We start from the raw sequence: 18109 nt of genomic DNA, 5'->3' as shown, positions 1-18109 counted from the left end.
GCCGTGTTCGCAGGCCGCGCCGCCCTCGGGGGAGGCGCAGGCCGGTGACCGCACCCAAGGTTCTGATCACCGACTACACCTGGCAGGACACCGCAGTGGAACGGCGAGTGCTCTCGCAGATCGGCGCCGAGGTCATCGAAGCGCCGAACGCTGACGAGGACAACCTCGCACGACTCGCGCAGGGGGTATCGGCGATCATGACGTGCTTCGCTCACGTCACTCCCGCGGTCATCGATGCCGCGGCGGACACCCTGAAGGTCGTTGCCCGCTACGGCGTCGGCGTCGACAACATCGCCGTCGACACCGCCACCCACCGTGGGATACCGGTCACGAACGTCCCGGCATACTGTGTCGATGAGGTAGCCGAGCACGTGCTCGCGATGATCTTCGCCCTCGAGCGGGGCCTTCCCACATACGACCGCGCCGTCAGAGACAACGACTGGCGGCTCCGGGCCGACCTCGGCACTCGACGAATCCGCGGGCGCACAGTGGGAATTGTCGGCGGCGGCCGCATCGGCTCCGCGCTGGCGGAACGCTGTGAGGCTCTCCGCATGCGGGTGCTGATGCACCACCCTCGTTCGGCTCCGACGGGCGACCTTTCGCTTTTCGATTTGCTGGGCCAATCGGACTACGTGTCGCTGCACGTTCCTCTCACCCCAGCTACCGCCCATATGGTCGACGAACACTTCCTGCAGGCGATGCAACCCAACGCCTACTTGATCAACACCGCGCGCGGCGGCGTCGTCGACCCGAGCGCTCTGGAGCGTGCACTGACGCTCGGGTGGATCGCCGGAGCAGGAATCGACGTGTTCGAGCCCGAAGTCCTTCCAGCTGGACACCCCCTGCTCGCACAGCCCCGCCTGCTCGCCACCCCGCACACGGCCTTCTCGTCGCGGGAGTCGATCGCCTCACTGGCTGAGCAGGCGGCACAAAGCGTGGTCGACGTCCTGACAGGCAGGACACCGGTCAGCGTCGTGAACCAATGATCGCGCAAGCCCCTGCGGACAAGAACGCTTGGATGGCTGGCTCGAGAAGCAAAGGACAACGCTATGACCCATCATGATTCCTCCGCTGTTGCGACCGAGGCGTTCGGAGTCGGTACCTTCGCCGATTCCGGCGGAGCATTCCCGGGAGTGCTCCGCGACGGCACGGTGTATGACGCCAGGCCGGTGGTCGGGCGCAATGCGACCCTGCGTGACCTCCTCGGCGACTGGGACGCATCCCTGGATGCGTTGGCGGAGTTCATCTTGACCCAGCCGCAGGGGCGCTCTGTCGCCGACGTCGAGATTCTGCCGCCTGTCCAGCCCGTCGGGCAGATCCTCTGTGCGGGAGCGAACTATCGACGACACGTTCAGCAGATCGTGGTGAGCACCTTCCGGAACTCGGGTGATCCGCGGTCGGATGAAGAGCTCCGGGATCTCGCGCTTCAGACGGTCGAGCGGCAGACGCGCTCTGACCCTTTCATGTTCGTTGGTCTGCCATCCGCAGTCTCCGGCGCACGCGATGACATCGTCCTGTGGTCTCCCGGCGAGCAGCACGACTGGGAGATCGAACTCGGGGTCATCCTCCAGCATTCGATATACCGAGTCCCGCGCGAGGATGCGATGAGTCACGTCGCCGGGTATGTGATGAGCAATGACATCACCGTGCGTGACGTCATGTCGCGACCTGACTTCCCCCTCACCGACTTCGTGACCTCTAAGAACCGTCCCACTTACTTCCCTACTGGACCGATCATCCTTCCGGCGAGATTCGTGCAGGACTACCGCCGCCTGCACCTCACCCTTCAAGTCAATGGCGAAACCATGCAGGACGAGTCGGTCAGTGACATCATCCATGGCGTGGAGGCGTGCGTGAGCTACGCATCCCACCGGGCCCACCTATCGGTCGGGGACATGATCCTGACGGGATCCCCTGCCGGAAACGCCGGCCACCACGGGAACCGCTGGCTGCGTCCCGGGGACGTCATCGAAGCAACCATCACTGGACTGGGCACTCAGACCAATCGATGCGTCGCTCCGTTCGGCTAGACGAACAGCAGCAAGTGCATGCAGACGAGCGCACCACTACGCAGGATCTCTTTCAACGGGAGTGACAAGATCGACGAACAACAGCAGGAGACGACTGCGGCCCGGTATGCGGACCCRGATTTCGGGCCGAACGTGAAGATCTTCGCCCCGGACACCCCGGTCGACGAGATCAATGCGTACCTGCTGAGCGTCGCGGATGACAGTGAGTTCGGTGACGGCCGGCACGCGGTATTCTTCAGACCCGGCACCTACGGCGAGGCATCCGGGCAAGACGATCCCATGCACGCTGAGGGGATCGTCAATGCCACCGTCGGCTACTACACGGCGATAGCCGGCCTCGGCCAGTCACCCGACGACGTCCTGATCAATGGGGCCCTGCACGTGGATCCCGGCGACACCCTCACCAACTTCTTCCGATCCCTGAGCAATATCGCGATCAATCCCATCCAGCGGCCGGTCGGGGTGGACGCGACCAGCGAGTCGCCGCACGGGGTCGCGGATCCTCACACGATGACCTGGGCGGTTTCGCAGGCCACGCCACTCAGACGTGTCCACGTCAAGGGGAGCCTCGATCTCACCGGGAAGGTTCCCAGCAATGCCTTCGGGTCGACGATGATCAACAGTCGGATCGACGGCACCGTGATCAGTGGCGATGCGACGGTCGGTCCCGCTCAAGCGCAGTGGTACACGCGCGACAGTTCGATCGGTGCGTGGGACGGCATTGGTGTGAATACCGTCTTCTCCGGCGTGGATGGAGCCCCACCGTCCGACTTCGTCGGCAACGGGGTGACAAGCCTTCCGCACACTCCCACATCGCGTGAGGCACCGTTCCTGATGATCGACGATGACGACGCCTACAAGGTGTTCGTGCCGCACGTGAAGTACAAGTCGTCCGGCACGCACTGGCCAACCGGGCCGCAGGATGGCATCGCCCTCCCGCTTGACGCCTTCTTCATTGCAAACCCCGAGCACACGGCCGCCGACATCAATGCGGCRCTCGGGGCGGGCAAGAATGTGATCCTCACGCCCGGCATCTATCCTCTCGAGGCGCCGATCCTCGTCGATCGCGACGACACCGTCATCCTCGGATTGGGATTCGCGACCCTCGCGCCCGCTCCGGGAGTCAGCGCCCTCACCGTGGGAGACGTGAACGGCGTCATCATTTCTGCGGTGACCGTGGATGCCRGCACCGGCACCGACATCCTGATCCGCGTCGGCGAAAGCACGAATCCACGCCCTCTCGAACTTGCCGAACCCACCTTGCTCAGCGATGTCTTCGTCCGGGTCGGCGGCCGCACCACCGGACAGGTCCGTGTCGCACTGGAAATCAACAGCGACAACGTCATCCTCGACGACTGCTGGATCTGGCGCGCCGACCACGGTGCGGGAGCGGGGTGGACGAGCAACCTGGCCGAATACGGACTAGTGGTCAACGGCAGGAACGTCACCGCGACCGGACTCATGGTCGAGCATTTCCAGAAGAACCAGGTGGTCTGGAACGGCGAACTCGGCACCACCATCTACTACCAGAGCGAGTTCCCGTATGACGTTCCCGCCCAGGAGGAGTGGATGGACGGCGAAAGCAACGGGCACCCCTCTTACGTGGTGGCCCCGGGAGTCAAGAGTCACCAGGGGACCGGACTGGCGATCTACGGCCTCTTCTTCGCCGGGCTCTCGCATCCCATTCCCACGCACATTCGCGTGTCCGCGGCGGTCAAAGCACCCGTCGCGGATCACGTGAGGTTCACGGCGCTATCGTCGGCGATCATCGTCGCCGGCGCCATCGACCATGTGATCAACACGACTGGGCCGTCCGTCGACGCCACGTCACCGAACTCTCTGGTGCCGGGCATGACCGCGGTCACTCGAGTGGACTGGTGCTAGCTGGCGCGCCGGTACCGTGCAGCTCATCCGACGCCTCAAGGGTCGTGTACCCCATCAAGGGGCGTAAGCCCGATCGATGCATCGCCTCGCCGCCTGCGTCGAAAACGAGCCAGGCACGGCTTCCTGCGAGAAGATCGACCATGACCGACTCCCGCTCCCGCACGTTCGACTGGTCTGACCCGGCCGAGGCCCTCACCCAGGCGCGCAGCGCCGGCACCGGGCTCGAGGCGCTGCAGGCCATGATCTACGGACGGATCCCACCGCCGCCGATCGCCAACCTCATGGGCTTCACGCTCGTCGAGGTGGGGGAGGGCTTTGCCGTCTTCGAATGCGAGCCCGCCGAGTTCCACTACAATCCGATCGGCGCTGTGCACGGCGGCCTGGCCTGCACCCTTCTGGACTCCGCGCTCGGGTGCGCGGGGCACACGACCCTGCCCGCCGGGGTCGGTTACACGTCGGTCGACCTCAATGTGCGCTACCTGCGCCCGATCACCCACGCGTCGGGGGTTCTGCACGCGACCGGACGAGTGGTCAAGCCCGGACGGCGGGTGATCTTCACGGAGGGTGAGATCACGGATGCCAGCGGCGGGGTCGTCGCCACGGCAACCAGTTCGCTGCTCGTGCTGTCGGGTGAGCACTAGCCTGGCGACTGCACTCGCCAGACGTGGAAGGGCGTCGGGGCGATCGTTGCCGTCGCTTCGGGCAGCAGGTCGCGGCGTGCGAGACGAGCGCCGAAGTAGGTGCCGAGTGGATCCGGCTCGACTTCGCGGTCGTCGCGCCGGAAGCGCAGGTCCTGCCGGGAGACCTCGGCGAGCTCGAAGACCTCGGGTCCCGCGAACTCTCTGACACCATGCGTCGGATCGCCGAGAGCGGTGTCAGCCACGGCGGTTGCGACATCGTCCGCCGCCATCGGCTGGATGAGCACGTCCGCGACGTGCGCGACACCGCTTCTCATCGCGGCATCGGTGATGCTGCGGATGAACTCGAAGAATTTCGTCGCGTGAACGATCGAGAACGGCCGTCGCGAGGCCGCGAGAAGTCGCTCCTGCTGGTCTTTGGCGATGAAGTAGCCTCCCTGGGCCCTGGCGAGCCGGTCAGTGCCGACCACCGACAGCGCGACGTGATGCCCGACTCCAGCAGCGTCGCCATAGGTGAGCAGGTTCATGGTGGACCCGTAGAAGAACTCCACGGCGGCCGCCTCGTCGGTGTACGACGAGTTGGAGACGTCGATCACGACCTCAGCGCCGTTGAGGGCGTCCTCCAAACCCTCGCCGGTATACGAATTGACCCCCGTCGCCCGCGCGGCCACCACGACATCGTGCCCTTTCGCGCGCAGCTGAGCGACCACCTTGGCGCCGATCAGGCCGGTTCCGCCGATCACGGTGATTCTCATGTCCTTCTCCTTGTGCAGGGCCGATCTGGTCGGCCGGTGGTGGGTTCGCTGTATAGAGAAGACAAGGGAGGATGCCGCCTTGTGACGGTCATGGTCGATTGCAGTGGGCTGGTCGCACAGAAGTCAGGGGGTTCCCGCGCCGTCACCCGGGGGTTCGGCGACGTCGAGGATCGCCTCGGCGAATGCTCGCGGTGCCTCGGCCGGGAGGTGGTGGCCTGCGTGCGGAACCTGTCGGTGCTCCCGCGGCCCGGTGAACAGATGATCGTGCTGTGACCCGTCCGTCGCGGGGAAGTTCCCGTCGGCCGTTCCGTCGAGGGTGATGGTCGGCACGCTGATCGACGGCTGTTCGGCGAGACGCCGCTCGATGTCTTCGTAGCGGGATGAGCCGGCGATGAGGCCAAGGCGATGGCGGTAGGAGTGGATGACGACGTCGACGTAATCCGGATTGTCGAACGCGGCCGCGACCCGCGCGATCTCCTCCTCCGTGAACGCCCACTCGGGCGAGTTGCGCCGCCAGATGACCTCAGCGATCGCCCTGCGGTTGCGCTCGAGTCCGGCGCGGCCGCGCTCCGTGGCGAAGTACCAGAAGTACCAGAAGCCGGCCTCCAGATCAGGGCGGAGCGGGATGCCGGATCCCAGGATGTCTTGAATGAGATAGCCATTCACCGACACGAGTCCCCCCACCCTCTCCGGCCACAGCGCTGACACCACGCATGCGGCCCGTCCTCCCCAGTCGTAGCCCGCGAGGATGGGCTGCTCGAGGTGAAGCGCGTCGAGGAATGCCAGCAGATCGGCTCCCAACGCGGCCTGCTGACCCGACCGGACAGCGTCGTTGAGGAACCGAGTGGGGCCGTGACCGCGCAGATGCGGGATGAGGACCCGATATCCGGCGTCGACGAGGAGGGGAACCACCTCGACGTAGCTGTGGACGTCGTACGGGAAGCCGTGCAGGAGCACGACCGGTTCGGCGGTCGGGTCGCCTTCGTCGGCGTACCCGACATCCAGTTCTCCCGCCCGGACGTATTCGATGGGGAACGTCGAAAGTGTCATGAGGGTGCTCCATTCGGAAGGAGGTGATGCCCCGGGGACCGCACCCGCCCCGGGGCATCACCAGGCTTGTCTGCTCAGGCGGCGGCCGTCGCCAGCGATGGGACGTAGGCCTTGCCGGCTTCGGCGATCGTGGCCGCGACGGCGTCGGGCTGAGAGACCGAGATGGCGTGGGAGCCTCCGGCGATCTCGGTCGTGCCGCGGGACGAGGCCCGCGCCGCGCCGCCGCGGTGGACGGCGACCGGGATGTTGCGGTCCTGATCGCTGAAGACGTGCCAGGACGGGATGTCCTTCCACGCGGGACGGTCGGAGGTGAGCGCTTCGGACAGCGCCGCCTGGGTCACCGGGCGCTGCGTCGCCGCCATGATGTCGGTGACATCCTCGGGCACATCCGCGGCGAACTGGCCGTGGAACAGCTCCGGGCGGATCACGAACTCGTTGCCGCCGCTCGCGACCGGATACGCGGCGAGGGCGTCGCCGAGCGTGCTGCCGGGCTCGCTCGTGGAGAGGTCGAACGCGCTCTGCCCCGTCTCGGGGACGAAGGCGTTCACGTACACGAGGCCGACGACGTCGGTGCTGCCTGCGGCGGCCTGTGTGATGACCATTCCCGCGTACGAGTGGCCGACGAGGACGACCGGGCCGCCCACGGAGGCGACGACGTCGCGGATGTAGGCCGCGTCGCCGGAGAGGCTGCGCAGCGGGTTGGCGGCCGCGATGGCGTGGACTCCGCGCTCCTGCAGGCGCGCGATGACGCCGTTCCAGGAGGCGGATTCGGCGAAGGCGCCGTGGACGAGGACGATGGTGGGCTTCTGCTCGGTCATGATCTGTTCCTTCCGGTGTGTGTGGTGGTGAAGTGGGCGTTCAGGCGTCGGCCAAGACGCTGCGCGGTGCGAGGACGGCCTGCTCGCGTGCGAAGGCCTTGCGCAGGATGTGGATGGCCTGCTCGACGGCGCCAGTGGTCGCGGCCGAGGGGCGGAGCGGGTTGAGCATCATGAAGTCGTGGATGGTGGCGTCGTAGCGGACGAGCGTGGTGCGCACACCCGCTTCGATCAGCTTCCGTCCGTAGGCTTCGCCCTCGTCGCGGAGCACGTCGTTCTCGTCCACGATGAGGAAGGTCTCGGGCAGGCCGGTGAGCTCCTCGAGCGAGCCCTGCAGCGGCGACGCGGTGATGTCCTTTCGGGCCTCGGGTCGGGCAGGTAGCAGTCCCAGAACCAGGCCATCGCGTCGGCGCGCAGGTGGAATCCCTCGGCGAACTCCCGGTAGCTCCCGGTGTCCATGGCGGAATCGGTGACGGGGTAGTAGAGCGACTGGTGGATGAACGCGACATCCCCCCGCCGCTTCGCGAGGATCGCGACGACCGCCGCCATGTTGCCGCCGACGGAGTCTCCGGCGATGGCGAGGCGCCCAGCATCCAGCCCCTTCCCGCCACCCTCCCGCGTGATCCACTGCGCGACGGCATACGCCTGCTCGATGGCGACAGGATGCTGCGCCTCGGGTGACCGGTCGTATTCGACGAACACGACCGCGGCCTCCGCTCCCGCCGCGATCTCGCGAACGAGGCGGTCGTGGGTGCCGGCGTTGCCGAGGACCCAGCCTCCGCCATGGACGAAGAGCACAGCAGGAAGCAGTCCTGTGGAGCCGACGGGGCGCACGATGCGGACGCGGACGTCCCCGACATCCGCCGGCACGGTCAGCCACTCCTCCTCGACCTCGGGCTTATCGACCGGTGCCGCCTGCACATCGTCGAGGAGCCGGCGGGCACCTTCCACACCGAGGTCGGCGAGGAACGGTGGCGTGGAGGTCAGGTCGGCGAACGCCTGGGCCTCGGGCTGCAGAGTGTGATCGAGCATGTCGGTTCCTTCTGTCTGTCGTGACGGGTGGGCGGTGCGGTGGCTCGTCCGGTTGGCGGAGAGCCTGCAAGGAAGACCGGGGACGGGCCGCCGGTGTGACATGACGATCCGTCAACGCGGCGACAACCGCCCGGGGTTCCGAAGAAGCGCTTCCTATTTGCTAGTACACGAGGTAATCTCCTTCTCAAGAGCCCACGAACGGAGTCGAAGTGACCACGGACCCTCGCCCCGCACATGCCGATGACGATCCCGACGTCGAGGCCTACACGCGATCGAGGCGGATGCTGTTCGGCATCGCGTACCGGATCCTGGGCGATGCCTCCGATGCGGAAGACGTCCTGCAGGAGACATGGGTGCGGTGGCAGCTGTGCGATCGCGCCGCCGTCCGAGAACCGGCCGCCTTCCTCGCGACGACGACGACCCGGCTGGCGATCAACGTGCTGAACAGCGCGCACGCGCGGCGGGAGACCTACATCGGACCCTGGCTGCCCAGCCCCGTCGACACGAGCAGCGACCCCACGCTCGGCGCCGAGCGTGCCGAAGCGCTCGAGTTGGCGACCCTGCTGCTGATGGAACGCCTCACGCCGATGGAGCGAGCGGCTTACGTCCTGCGCGAGGCGTTCGTGTATCCGTACTCCCGCATCGCCGACGTCATCGAGACGACCGAGCCGGCCGCCCGGCAGCTCGTCAGCCGAGCCCGCAGGCATCTCGCCGGCGACGTCCGGCGCAGCGTCAGCCGGGATGCCCAGCGGCGACTTTTCCGGGCATTCCTCGACGCGGCACGCAGCGGTGACACCGCGGCACTGGAAGGCATGCTGGGGGCGGATGCTGTGAGCTACACGGATGGCGGTGGCGTCGTCCACCGCACCGCTCGTCGCCCGATCCGGGGTCGCGAGACGCTCGTCCGGTTCCTGTTCGGGGTGTCGCAGTGGTTCTGGAGCGATGTGACGCTGGAGCCGGTGCAGGCCAACGGGCAGGAGGCCGCCCTCCTGCTGCGGGGCGGGCGGGTGTTCGCCATGCTCACGGTCACGGTCGAGGCGGGCGCGATCGGGCAGATCATGTGGATCATGAATCCGGGGAAGCTGCAGGCGATCGCGCCCGAACGTGCAGAGAGGCAGCTGGCGGACGTGCACCAATAGGTCCGGTTGCGTCGCGATTACCTCGCGCCCTATTGACTGGGACGCGTGCTAGCTTCGAGCCGTGACCCAGAAGCCCTCCGCACCGCCCGTCGTGGCGCTCGACGACATGGTGTGCTTCAACCTGCATGCCGCCTTCCGTGCCGTCACCTCGGTCTACCGGCCGCTGCTCGAGCCGCTCGGATTGTCGTATCCGCAGTACCTGGTCCTCGCGATGCTGTGGGAACACGGCGATCTGCCCGTCGGTGAGCTCGTCACGCGGCTCCGGTCCGACTATGGAACGATCACGCCCCTCGTCAAGCGAATGGAGACCCAGGGCCTGGTGACCCGCACACGCAATCCGCAGGATGAGCGGTCGGTCATCGTGGCCCTCACCGCGGAGGGGGATGGGCTGCGTGTCCACGCCCCGCGGATCTACCAGGTCATCACGGATACCTTCGGCTTCACCCCGGAGGCGGCGGACGCCGCGCTCTCCGTGCTGCAGTCGATCGTCGCGAATGCCGCGAAGGGCTCGGCATCCGACTGAATTCTCCGGATGTGTCACAGATCGGCCGCCTGCGCTGTCAATAGAGAGAGGTGTGCACCAGGATGCGTTGCGCCCCTCCCGGTGACCCAGGAAGGCAGGCGCGATCGGCATGACCGTCAACCCAGAGGAAACCGATCTCGACGCGGCCACGGATGCCTTCCAGCAGTGCCGCCGTCGGCTCTTCGGCATCGCGTATCGCATGCTCGGCACGGTCGCGGATGCGGAGGACGTCCTCCAAGAAGTGTGGATCCGGTGGCAGACCACCGATCGCGAAAGCGTTCACGAGCCGGCCGCATTCCTCTCGACCATCACGACCAGGCTGTCGATCAACATCCTGCAGTCGGCCCGTGTGCGCCGGGAGACCTACGTCGGCCCCTGGCTCCCTGAACCGGTCAACACCGAGGACGACCCCGCGCTGGGCGCCGAGCGCGGTGAGGCGCTGCAGTACGCGATCCTCATCCTCCTCGAGAAGTTCACCCCGACCGAGCGTGCCGCCTATGTGCTGCGCGAAGCCCTGGACTATCCGTACGAGCGCATCGCCGACATCCTCCAGACCACGCCGGCGGCGGCCCGGCAGCTCCTCAGCCGGGCGCGGAAGCACCTGGCTTCGGAACGCCGGATCGCCGCATCCCGAAGCGAGCAGCGTCGGCTCCTCGAGGCATTCGTCACCGCCGCCCAGAAGGGCGACACGACCCAGCTCGAAGCGCTCTTCGCCTCGGACGTCACCAGCTACACGGACGGGAACGGCGTCCGGCTCGCCGCCCGCATCCCTGTGGTCGGCTCGACTCGCGTCGCGAAGTTCGTCGCCGCCTTCTCGAGTCACTTCTGGACGGGCAAGTCCATCGACTGGGTCGAGGTGAACGGCCAGCAGGCCGTGACCCTGTCCGACAACGGATCCGTCACCACTCTGCTGACGCTCACGTCATCGCCCCACGGAATCACGCGGCTCCTGTGGATCATGAGCCCCGGGAAGCTGCAGCATGTCGCGATTGCCGGAGCATGACATCGTGGCGACGCCTCCTTCCTCGCCGCTGGGCGGCCCGTAGACGAACAGACCGCACCCGCCGTACGGATGATGCCGTCCGCGCTCTGAGGGATGCTGCGGACTCCGCGGATGCACAGGGCATCGCCGCTCTGCTCAGCAAGACGGCGACGCTCACCACCGATGCCGGAGCGTCGGCCCTCCTGGGCGCATCGTCGGCACCGGCCGCCGGCCCGGTGGTCGTCGCGCACGCCCTGCTGTCTCTGCTCGACTCCTTTCCCGGCCGCACACTGGCCCTGCACGACGTCAACGGCGCAGCAGGCCTCCTCGTCCGCTCGGAGGGCCGGGTAGTCGGGATCATCGCCGTCGCCCTGCGGGCGCACCTCGTCACCCACATCTGGGCGATCGTCAACCCGGACAAGCTCGCCCACTGGAACAGGACCTGAAGCGCCGCGTTCCGGCATCCGTCACAACCGCCGTTCGGTMCTTGTCATCTGTGTGGGTGCGATCCGCGCGCTCGAGAACCGGAAGGCAAGGACATGGCAAAGATCATCGTCATCGGAGGCACAGGTCTCATCGGGTCGAAAGTGGTCGCGAAGCTCACCGAGCACGGTCATCAGGCGGTGGCCGCGTCGCCGAACACGGGGGTGAACACCGTCACCGGAGAAGGCGTGGCAGAGGCACTGGCCGGCGCCGATGTCGTCGTCGACGTGTCGAACTCGCCGTCGTTCGAGGAGAAGGCGGTCCTGGACTTCTTCACGACATCGACCACCAACCTCATCGAGGCCGAGCGGACTGCCGGCGTCGGACATCACGTCGCCCTCACCATCGTGGGGACGGACCGGCCGCAGGACATCCCGTACTTCCACGCCAAGGTCGCGCAGGAGAAGCTCATCCGCGAATCGGGCGTCCCCTACTCGCTCGTTCACGCCACCCAGTTCTTCGAGTTCCTCGGCAGCATCGCTGACGTCTCGACCGAGGGCGAGACCGTCAGACTCCCCGGCGCCCTCATCCAGCCGATGGCTGCGGAGGATGTCGCGACCGCGGTGGCCCGCACGGCTGCGGGTAGCCCCGTGGGGGACGTAGAGGTCGCGGGGCCCGAAGCCTTCGGCCTCGACGAGTTCATCCGCCGCGGGCTCACCTTCCGCCGCGATCCGCGGACCGTCCTCCGCGACGACGAGGCCGGCTACTACGGGGCTCAGATCGAGGAGCGGACGTTGCTGCCGGTCGACGGAGCTCAGATCTTCGAGACCCGCCTGGAGGAGTGGCTCCCCGCGAACCCGCCCCGCAGCTAGCCGTCATTTCGATCAAGGGCGGCATGTCCTCAGCGATCAGTGGGAACCACAGCCCTCGCCCCTCCCGGGCGGGCTGTGGTTCCCACGCGCTGGATGGGACGCGCCCCGACACTCTCGAACCGGCCCACCGCACCGAGGAGGGGCCCGCCGCAAACGGCAGTGCCCGGTGCAGCGACGATCGGCCTCGCACGTTTCGGCGGGACTCCGGTCCATATCAGCGGCCCCCAACGACGAGTGATCGCTGGTGCCGGATTGGACTGATCTGATCTTGCACGGCGGGATAGTGTGATCGGCGGGGGGACGATGCGGTGACCGATGCGATGCAGTCGGAACCAGCTCACGCCGGGGTCATCTCGGCCCGCGAGCCGCGCAGCAGCGCCCTCCGATATGCCCTGTTGCGCATCGCGACCGCGGTCGTCACCGTCGCCTACCGGCTGTACCGCGTGCATCCGGCGGTGTGGCGCTGGACGGCGCGCCATTATCAGCCGTGGATGGAGAATTTCGCGCGCTTGAACGCCTGGATGGTCTGCCAGCAGGCGTACCTCGACGTGCCGGCGTACCGCGCGTATCAGCAGGCGAATGGCTTCCGGTTCCGGTGGCGCCTGGACGACTACCGGCCCACCTCGAAGACCGAGTACGTGAACGCCTATCCTGAGGCGCAGCGCTGCTGGCACGGCCGCATCGACACCATCGGAACGGTCGTCGACGAGTCGAGCGGATCCTCCGGCACACCGTACAACTGGCTGCGGTCCAGGCGCGAGCTGAACACCGTGCATAAGAACGTGGCCGGCTACGTGACGCAGATCTTCGGCGCCCGCAAACTCTTCGCGATCAACGCGTTCTCGATGGGCGCCTGGGCGACAGGGACGAACACGGGGATCGCAATGTCCAAGATCGCGATGGTCAAGAACACCGGTCCCGACATCGAGAAGATCGTCGACACCCTGCTGTTCTTCGGACCCGGATACGTCTACGTGATCAGTGCGTATCCGCCGTTCCTCAAGCACCTTCGCGACCGGCTCGACGCCGAGCCCGGCTTCGACTGGGAGCGGTACACGCTCAACGGCTTCGTCGGCGGCGAAGCGCTGACGGAGGGACTGCGCGACTACCTCGAGGATCGCTTCAACCGCGTCTACTCCGGGTACGGCGCCTCTGATCTCACCATCGGCATGGCCGGCGAGAGTGACCTCACCGTCTGGCTCCGCCGGGCTCTGGCGAACACCCCGGCCCTGCGAGAGGACGTTCTGGGTGCGGCCGAGAACCGCATTCCGATGATCTTCCAGTACAACCCGCTCGAGACCTTCCTCGAGACGACCGATCAGGGCGAGCTGCTGGTCACCCTCAACTCGACCGACATCATGAGCCCGAAGACCCGGTACAACATCGGCGACGAGGCGATGATCGTCGACTTCCCGAGTATGGAGGCGCTCGTGGGCCGGCATCCGCGGCTCGCTTTCGGCTACGAACGCGCCTTCACGATCCAGCGGATGCGCCTGCCCTTCGTGCTGCTCTTCGGGCGCAAGGACTCGACGATCTCGTACATGGGCGCGAACATCTATCCGATCGACGTCGAGAACGGCCTCTACCTCGACAACCCGTACGCGAGCGCGATCGAGTCGTTCAAGCTGGGGCTGCTCGAGATCGGCGGGTTCGAGCAGCGCCCGATCATCCACCTGCAGCTGCGCGAGGGCAGTGCGCTCGACGAGGCGGACCGAGCCGATCTGCGCCGGCGGGCGGCGGAGGGCGTGCTCTCGCACCTCGCTCGGGTCTCCCGCGACATCGCGCAGTCGCTGGCGGAGGATCCCACCACCCGCGATGTGCGGATCGAAGTGCACGAACACGGCACCGGGCCATTCGTCGGCGGAAACATCAAGATCAAGAACGCCTACACGTTCGATCAGAAGGAAGATCTCGACCAGACGGATGCGAAGCGCGCCTGATGCGCTCCACAGACTTCTCGAAGGCGCCGCCCCAGGCCCGCGCTCAGGCGATGCTCGTCATTGACAGCGAAACAGGAGATGCGGGCTGGGTGCGCTCTCAGCTCCGCACCGCTCGTCGCGATCCGGCCCGGTTGTGGGATCACGGCTACCGCGTCGCCGGCCACCGGGGGATGCTGATCGGCTTCACGAACCGCGAGGCGATGCTCGCCTTCGCTGCCACGGTGACGGATGCACGCACGCGCGGTTACCGCGCCGAGCCGAGCGGCTACTCGAACGGCGTCTGGCGGGCCGAGGGCCCCACCATGACGCACATCCCGACCTTCACCCCCGTCACCCGCGAGCGCGAGCGGGGAGTGATCCCGCCCGAGGTCGCCGGCGGCCGCCCCCTGGGACCCGGCCGGCAGGGTCGCCGGCCACGCGGGCCCGCAGGGCCACCGCGCAGCCCCGTCGAGGGGGGCTCGCTCTTCATCGGCGCCACGCGCTACCGCGGCCCGAGGAGCCTGCTTGTCCTCGCCCGCACCTGGTATCCGATGCTCGCGAAGATGCGGCGGATGAAGGGCTACGTCTGGCACGGCGTGTACGGCTCGGGTCCATGGGCACTGGGAACGATCGCCTTCTTCGATGACCGCGACGCCCTGCTCGTCTTCGCGCGAATGCCCGAGCACCGCTTTCTGATGCAGTGGATCGTCGAGGGCACCAGCTGGGCGACGGCCGGGTTCATCCGCCTTCTGGTCGCAGAGGACAGCGCGGATGCGAACACGGCATGGGAGCATCCGTGATCGTCGAGACGGTCGCCGATCGCCGCGCCTTCCGCGACTTCGTCGACCTGCCGTTGCGCCTGCATCCAGAGGCCCTCGCCGTGCCGCTCCTGGAGTCGACTCTGCGTGCCTGGTGGACCGGTCGCTCTCCGCATCCGAAGAGGATCGAGCTCATCCTGGTGCGGGATGCCCAGGGCCGGGTGGTGGCCCGCTCCACGGTGCACACGGACCCCCGGCTCGATGCGCGACTGGGGGCGCCCTCGCTGCTGTTCGGCGCGACGGAGTTCGCCGACCCCGAGGCCGCGACGACCCTGTTCGCGGCGATCGAGGAGCGGGCGGCGGGGACGCAGCAGCTGGTGGGCCCGGTCTCGCTGTTGCCGAACCAGGCTGGGGGAGTGATCACCAGCGGCTTCGCGGAACGCGGCTTCGTCGATTCCGCCTGGAATCCCGCGAGCTATCCGGTCATCTACGAGGCGGCCGGCTTCGAGCGACTGTGGGAGTCGGACACGTGGGTTGTGCCTACGGGGAGCACGCCGGGCGTCACCGCCGAGGAGTGGGAGGCCGCAGGTCTGCGCCTCGAATACGGCTCGCGGCGGCGCGTCGCGGAGGTGATCCCCGAGTTGCTCGCGCTGCTGAATCGCTCCTTCGCCTCGTTGCCGTACTACACGGAGATCACGCCCGACGAGATGGCCGCCGCCACCGACGGGCTCGCCTACCTGCTCGACGAGCGCCTGCTGCTGCTGGCACGCGACGTCGTTTCGGGGGAGGCGGTCGCGTTCGTTCTGGTCGTGCCGGACATCACCCTTTACATGCAGCGCATCGGCGGACGGATGCGGCTGCACCGCCAACTGCAGCTGCTGATGACACGCGCGCGCTATAGGCGCGAGGCGATCCTGATCATCCAAGGCACCGACCCGGCGCGGCAGGGCCGCGGCATACTGACCCTCCTCAGTCGGCAGTTGCAGTCGAATCTTGCGGAGGGCGGCTACCGGCGGCTGCGCAGCACGTACGTCGGCCGCGAGAACATCGGCTCGGCACGGCAATTCCAGCGCTTCGGCGGCAGGCCGCTGCACGGCTACACCTTCTACTCCCGGAGGATCGCATGAGCGCCGCTGACATCGCCGCCCTGCTGCAGATCGCGAGCCGCTCGCCCTCCGCGCACAATACGCAGCCGTGGGCGCCGAGGATCGTCGGCCCCGACACGGTCGAGGTGGCCGTCGTGCCCGCGCGTACCCTGCCGGCGGGTGATCCGTCGTTCCGCGACCTGGTGCTCGCGCTCGGGGCGTGGTGCGAGAGTCTTGCGGTCGCCGCCGCCGCGGACGGCCGATCGATCGACGTGCAACCTCTCGATGCGTTGAGCCGGCTCGACGAGCTGCCGCTGGAAGGGCCGGCAGACCCCGAGAACCCGGTGCTGCGCATCCGGGTGCTGGACGTACCGAGCGCCTCGCCTTACACAGTGCAGGACGTGCTCGCGCGCCGCGTCTTCCGGGGCACTCTCGGCGCCCTGGACTGGACCCCGCCCGCGCTGCCGCCGTGGCTGGACGTGCGCGAACTCGATGACGGAGCCATGACGCGCCTCGTGCGCCTCGGCGTTGCGTACATCGCCTCGCGGCCAAGAGTCGCCGAGGAACTGGTGCACTGGTTGCGGCTCAGCCCCGAGCATCCGAACTACCGTCGCGACGGCATGACCGAGCGCATGCTGATGATTCCGAAGCCGCTCGCGGCCTTTGTCACTCCGTTCACGCGCCATTCTCGGTTGCGGGACCCCGCGATCGCCGTCGGCGGGGCGGTCGGGCGCGCGCTGGAGGGGATCGAGCGGTCGGTGCGACTGCCGCCCGTCAGGGCGGGCTCCGGTCCGCGCCACATCGTTCTCGTCGTGGACGCGCGCAAGCTCGGCGGTGACCTGCCGAGTGCGACCGAGGCGATGGACAGCCGGATCGGCGCGCCCGAGCCGACCGTGCTCGAAGCCGGCCGCCAGCTGCAGCGGCTCTGGCTGCACGTGCATACCCTCGGGGGTGTGGTCTCGCCGCACTCGGAGATCATCGACTCCCCGCATGCGCACGGGCGGCTTCGGCGGCGTCTCGGGCTGCGCCGCTCCGAGGTGGCGCTGGCCGTGTTCACCGTCGGCCGGGCGCTCGGCGAAGTGCCGGTGTCCCCGCGCCTGACGGATGCGCGATGAGCGACGCGCACCTGTCGGACGCGGACGATCGACCCAGGGGCGACCTCGAGGCCGGGCGCGTCCGTCCCGCCATCCCTGACCGCACCACCCGCATCGCGCTGCGCACACGACTGCTCGGCTGGGTGATGGGGCACTCGCGGTCGATGCACATCAGCACGATGACCGCGAAGGACATCGCACACAACCAGACGATGACCTATCTGCCGCGCTTCGTGCAGGGCTGGGTCTTCGGTGTGCGGCACAGAGCGGTCGACACCCGGGACCTCAGCATCGACGGGCCAGGCGGCGCGTTGCGGCTGCGACTGTATCGGCCCCGCAGCGCATCGGCTCCGCTTCCGGTCGCGGTCTACTTCCACGGTGGCGGGTGGACCCTCTTCGGCGGACTGGACGCCTGCGACTGGCTGCCGAGCCGCGTGGCGGCTCTCGCCGGAATCGCCGTCGTCGCCGTCGACTACCGTCTCGCGCCGGAGAATCCGTACCCCGCCGCGGTGGAGGACGCGCTCGCCGCCGTGCGATGGGTCGCTGCGCATCCCGACGACCTCGGCACGGATCGACGTCTCGCCGTCTTCGGCGACAGCGCCGGCGGCAACCTCTCGGCCGACGTCGCCCTGGCCCTGAGGGATGGCGCGGTCACCGAGCCCGGCACTCCGCCGCTCCTGGCCCAGGGCCTGGTCTACCCTGTGACCTCGACAACCCTCGACGACGGCGCGATGATCGAGAACGCCCACAAGCCGGTCCTGTTCCGCGCCGACATGGTCGCATTCCTCCGGCACTACCTCGGCGGCGAGGCCGGCATAGCCGAACGGTCGGCCGATCCGCTCGCCGCACCGCTGGCCGCGGCCACCCTCATCGGGCTGCCGCCGGCTCTTGTGCAGATCGCCGATCACGACGTGCTCCGCGACCAGGGCATCGCCTACGCGGAGCGACTGCGCGACGACGGCGTTCCGACCTCCGTCGAGCGCTTCCCGTCCGCCCCGCACGGCTGGGTCACCTACCCGCGGCTCTCCCGTGCGTCGGGGCCGGCGTCGGAGTCGCTGGCGCGATTCCTCCGGGAGCGGCTGCGACCCTGAAGCGCCGGGTGCGGGTTTC

The 18109-nt window shown here is 67.8% G+C and carries 17 protein-coding genes and 1 pseudogene; 14 read left to right on the top strand and 4 right to left on the bottom strand.

Annotation, left to right across the window (positions count from 1 at the left end):
• Positions 1-44 precede the first annotated feature (44 nt).
• The 4 genes from AC1DP3_RS16300 (at position 45) to AC1DP3_RS16285 (ending at position 4555) form a co-directional block, all read left to right on the top strand.
• Positions 45-986, top strand: coding sequence for a C-terminal binding protein (locus tag AC1DP3_RS16300; RefSeq protein ID WP_477295090.1), 942 nt, complete (start codon positions 45-47; stop codon positions 984-986).
• A gap of 63 nt (positions 987-1049) precedes the next feature.
• Entirely contained in the window at positions 1050-2030 is a 981-nt protein-coding gene (locus tag AC1DP3_RS16295; RefSeq protein WP_477295088.1) for a fumarylacetoacetate hydrolase family protein, read from the top strand.
• A 132-nt stretch (positions 2031-2162) separates the two neighbouring features.
• A complete protein-coding gene (locus AC1DP3_RS16290) occupies positions 2163-3914 on the top strand; it encodes an adenylyl cyclase (protein WP_477295086.1) in 1752 nt (583 codons plus the stop codon).
• Between the two features lie 140 nt (positions 3915-4054).
• Positions 4055-4555 (top strand): PaaI family thioesterase, encoded by a 501-nt coding sequence (locus tag AC1DP3_RS16285; RefSeq protein ID WP_477295084.1) that lies wholly within the window; start codon positions 4055-4057, stop codon positions 4553-4555.
• On the opposite strand, the gene AC1DP3_RS16280 is transcribed toward AC1DP3_RS16285, so the two are convergent.
• From AC1DP3_RS16280 to AC1DP3_RS16265, 4 genes and pseudogenes are all read right to left on the bottom strand, one after another.
• Positions 4552-5307 (bottom strand): SDR family oxidoreductase, encoded by a 756-nt coding sequence (locus AC1DP3_RS16280; RefSeq protein ID WP_477295082.1) that lies wholly within the window; start codon positions 5305-5307, stop codon positions 4552-4554. The genes AC1DP3_RS16285 and AC1DP3_RS16280 overlap by 4 nt on opposite strands.
• 123 nt (positions 5308-5430) lie before the next feature.
• Positions 5431-6357 (bottom strand): alpha/beta fold hydrolase, encoded by a 927-nt coding sequence (locus AC1DP3_RS16275; protein ID WP_477295080.1) that lies wholly within the window; start codon positions 6355-6357, stop codon positions 5431-5433.
• 74 nt (positions 6358-6431) lie between these two features.
• On the bottom strand, positions 6432-7175 hold the full coding sequence (locus AC1DP3_RS16270; RefSeq protein WP_477295078.1) for an alpha/beta fold hydrolase: 744 nt from the start codon (positions 7173-7175) through the stop codon (positions 6432-6434).
• Between the two features lie 40 nt (positions 7176-7215).
• Positions 7216-8204, bottom strand: a pseudogene (locus tag AC1DP3_RS16265) (alpha/beta hydrolase).
• Positions 8205-8413: 209 nt separating this feature from the next.
• Here AC1DP3_RS16265 and AC1DP3_RS16260 point away from each other — a divergent pair.
• From AC1DP3_RS16260 to AC1DP3_RS16215, 10 genes are all read left to right on the top strand, one after another.
• Positions 8414-9343 (top strand): sigma factor, encoded by a 930-nt coding sequence (locus tag AC1DP3_RS16260; protein ID WP_477295076.1) that lies wholly within the window; start codon positions 8414-8416, stop codon positions 9341-9343.
• A gap of 61 nt (positions 9344-9404) precedes the next feature.
• On the top strand, positions 9405-9866 hold the full coding sequence (locus AC1DP3_RS16255) for a MarR family winged helix-turn-helix transcriptional regulator (RefSeq protein WP_477295075.1): 462 nt from the start codon (positions 9405-9407) through the stop codon (positions 9864-9866).
• Positions 9867-9975: 109 nt separating this feature from the next.
• Positions 9976-10869 carry an RNA polymerase sigma-70 factor gene (locus tag AC1DP3_RS16250; RefSeq protein ID WP_477295073.1) on the top strand — a complete coding sequence of 298 codons (894 nt, stop codon included), beginning with the start codon at positions 9976-9978 and terminating at the stop codon, positions 10867-10869.
• Positions 10866-11294 carry a sigma-70 family RNA polymerase sigma factor family protein gene (locus tag AC1DP3_RS16245; protein WP_477295071.1) on the top strand — a complete coding sequence of 143 codons (429 nt, stop codon included), beginning with the start codon at positions 10866-10868 and terminating at the stop codon, positions 11292-11294. The genes AC1DP3_RS16250 and AC1DP3_RS16245 overlap by 4 nt, the downstream gene beginning before the upstream one ends.
• 93 nt (positions 11295-11387) lie before the next feature.
• Positions 11388-12143, top strand: a complete 756-nt coding sequence (locus tag AC1DP3_RS16240) for an SDR family oxidoreductase (protein WP_477295069.1) — start codon at positions 11388-11390, stop codon at positions 12141-12143.
• Positions 12144-12451: 308 nt separating this feature from the next.
• Positions 12452-14083: a phenylacetate--CoA ligase family protein gene (locus AC1DP3_RS16235; RefSeq protein WP_477295067.1), complete on the top strand. Its 1632-nt coding sequence runs from the start codon at positions 12452-12454 to the stop codon at positions 14081-14083.
• The gene (locus tag AC1DP3_RS16230) at positions 14083-14862 is read left to right on the top strand and encodes a hypothetical protein (protein ID WP_477295065.1); all 780 of its coding nucleotides are present in this window, start codon (positions 14083-14085) and stop codon (positions 14860-14862) included. The genes AC1DP3_RS16235 and AC1DP3_RS16230 overlap by 1 nt, the downstream gene beginning before the upstream one ends.
• On the top strand, positions 14847-15947 hold the full coding sequence (locus AC1DP3_RS16225) for a hypothetical protein (protein ID WP_477295064.1): 1101 nt from the start codon (positions 14847-14849) through the stop codon (positions 15945-15947). The genes AC1DP3_RS16230 and AC1DP3_RS16225 overlap by 16 nt, the downstream gene beginning before the upstream one ends.
• Positions 15944-17020, top strand: a complete 1077-nt coding sequence (locus tag AC1DP3_RS16220; RefSeq protein ID WP_477295062.1) for a hypothetical protein — start codon at positions 15944-15946, stop codon at positions 17018-17020. Before AC1DP3_RS16225 ends, AC1DP3_RS16220 begins: the two co-directional genes overlap by 4 nt.
• Entirely contained in the window at positions 17017-18090 is a 1074-nt protein-coding gene (locus AC1DP3_RS16215; RefSeq protein ID WP_477295060.1) for an alpha/beta hydrolase, read from the top strand. The genes AC1DP3_RS16220 and AC1DP3_RS16215 overlap by 4 nt, the downstream gene beginning before the upstream one ends.
• Positions 18091-18109 lie beyond the last annotated feature (19 nt).

This window comes from Microbacterium sp. P5_B6 (assembly GCF_056400345.1).
Note: the sequence above shows the minus strand (reverse complement) of the source record. Positions and strands in the feature narration are given on the sequence as shown.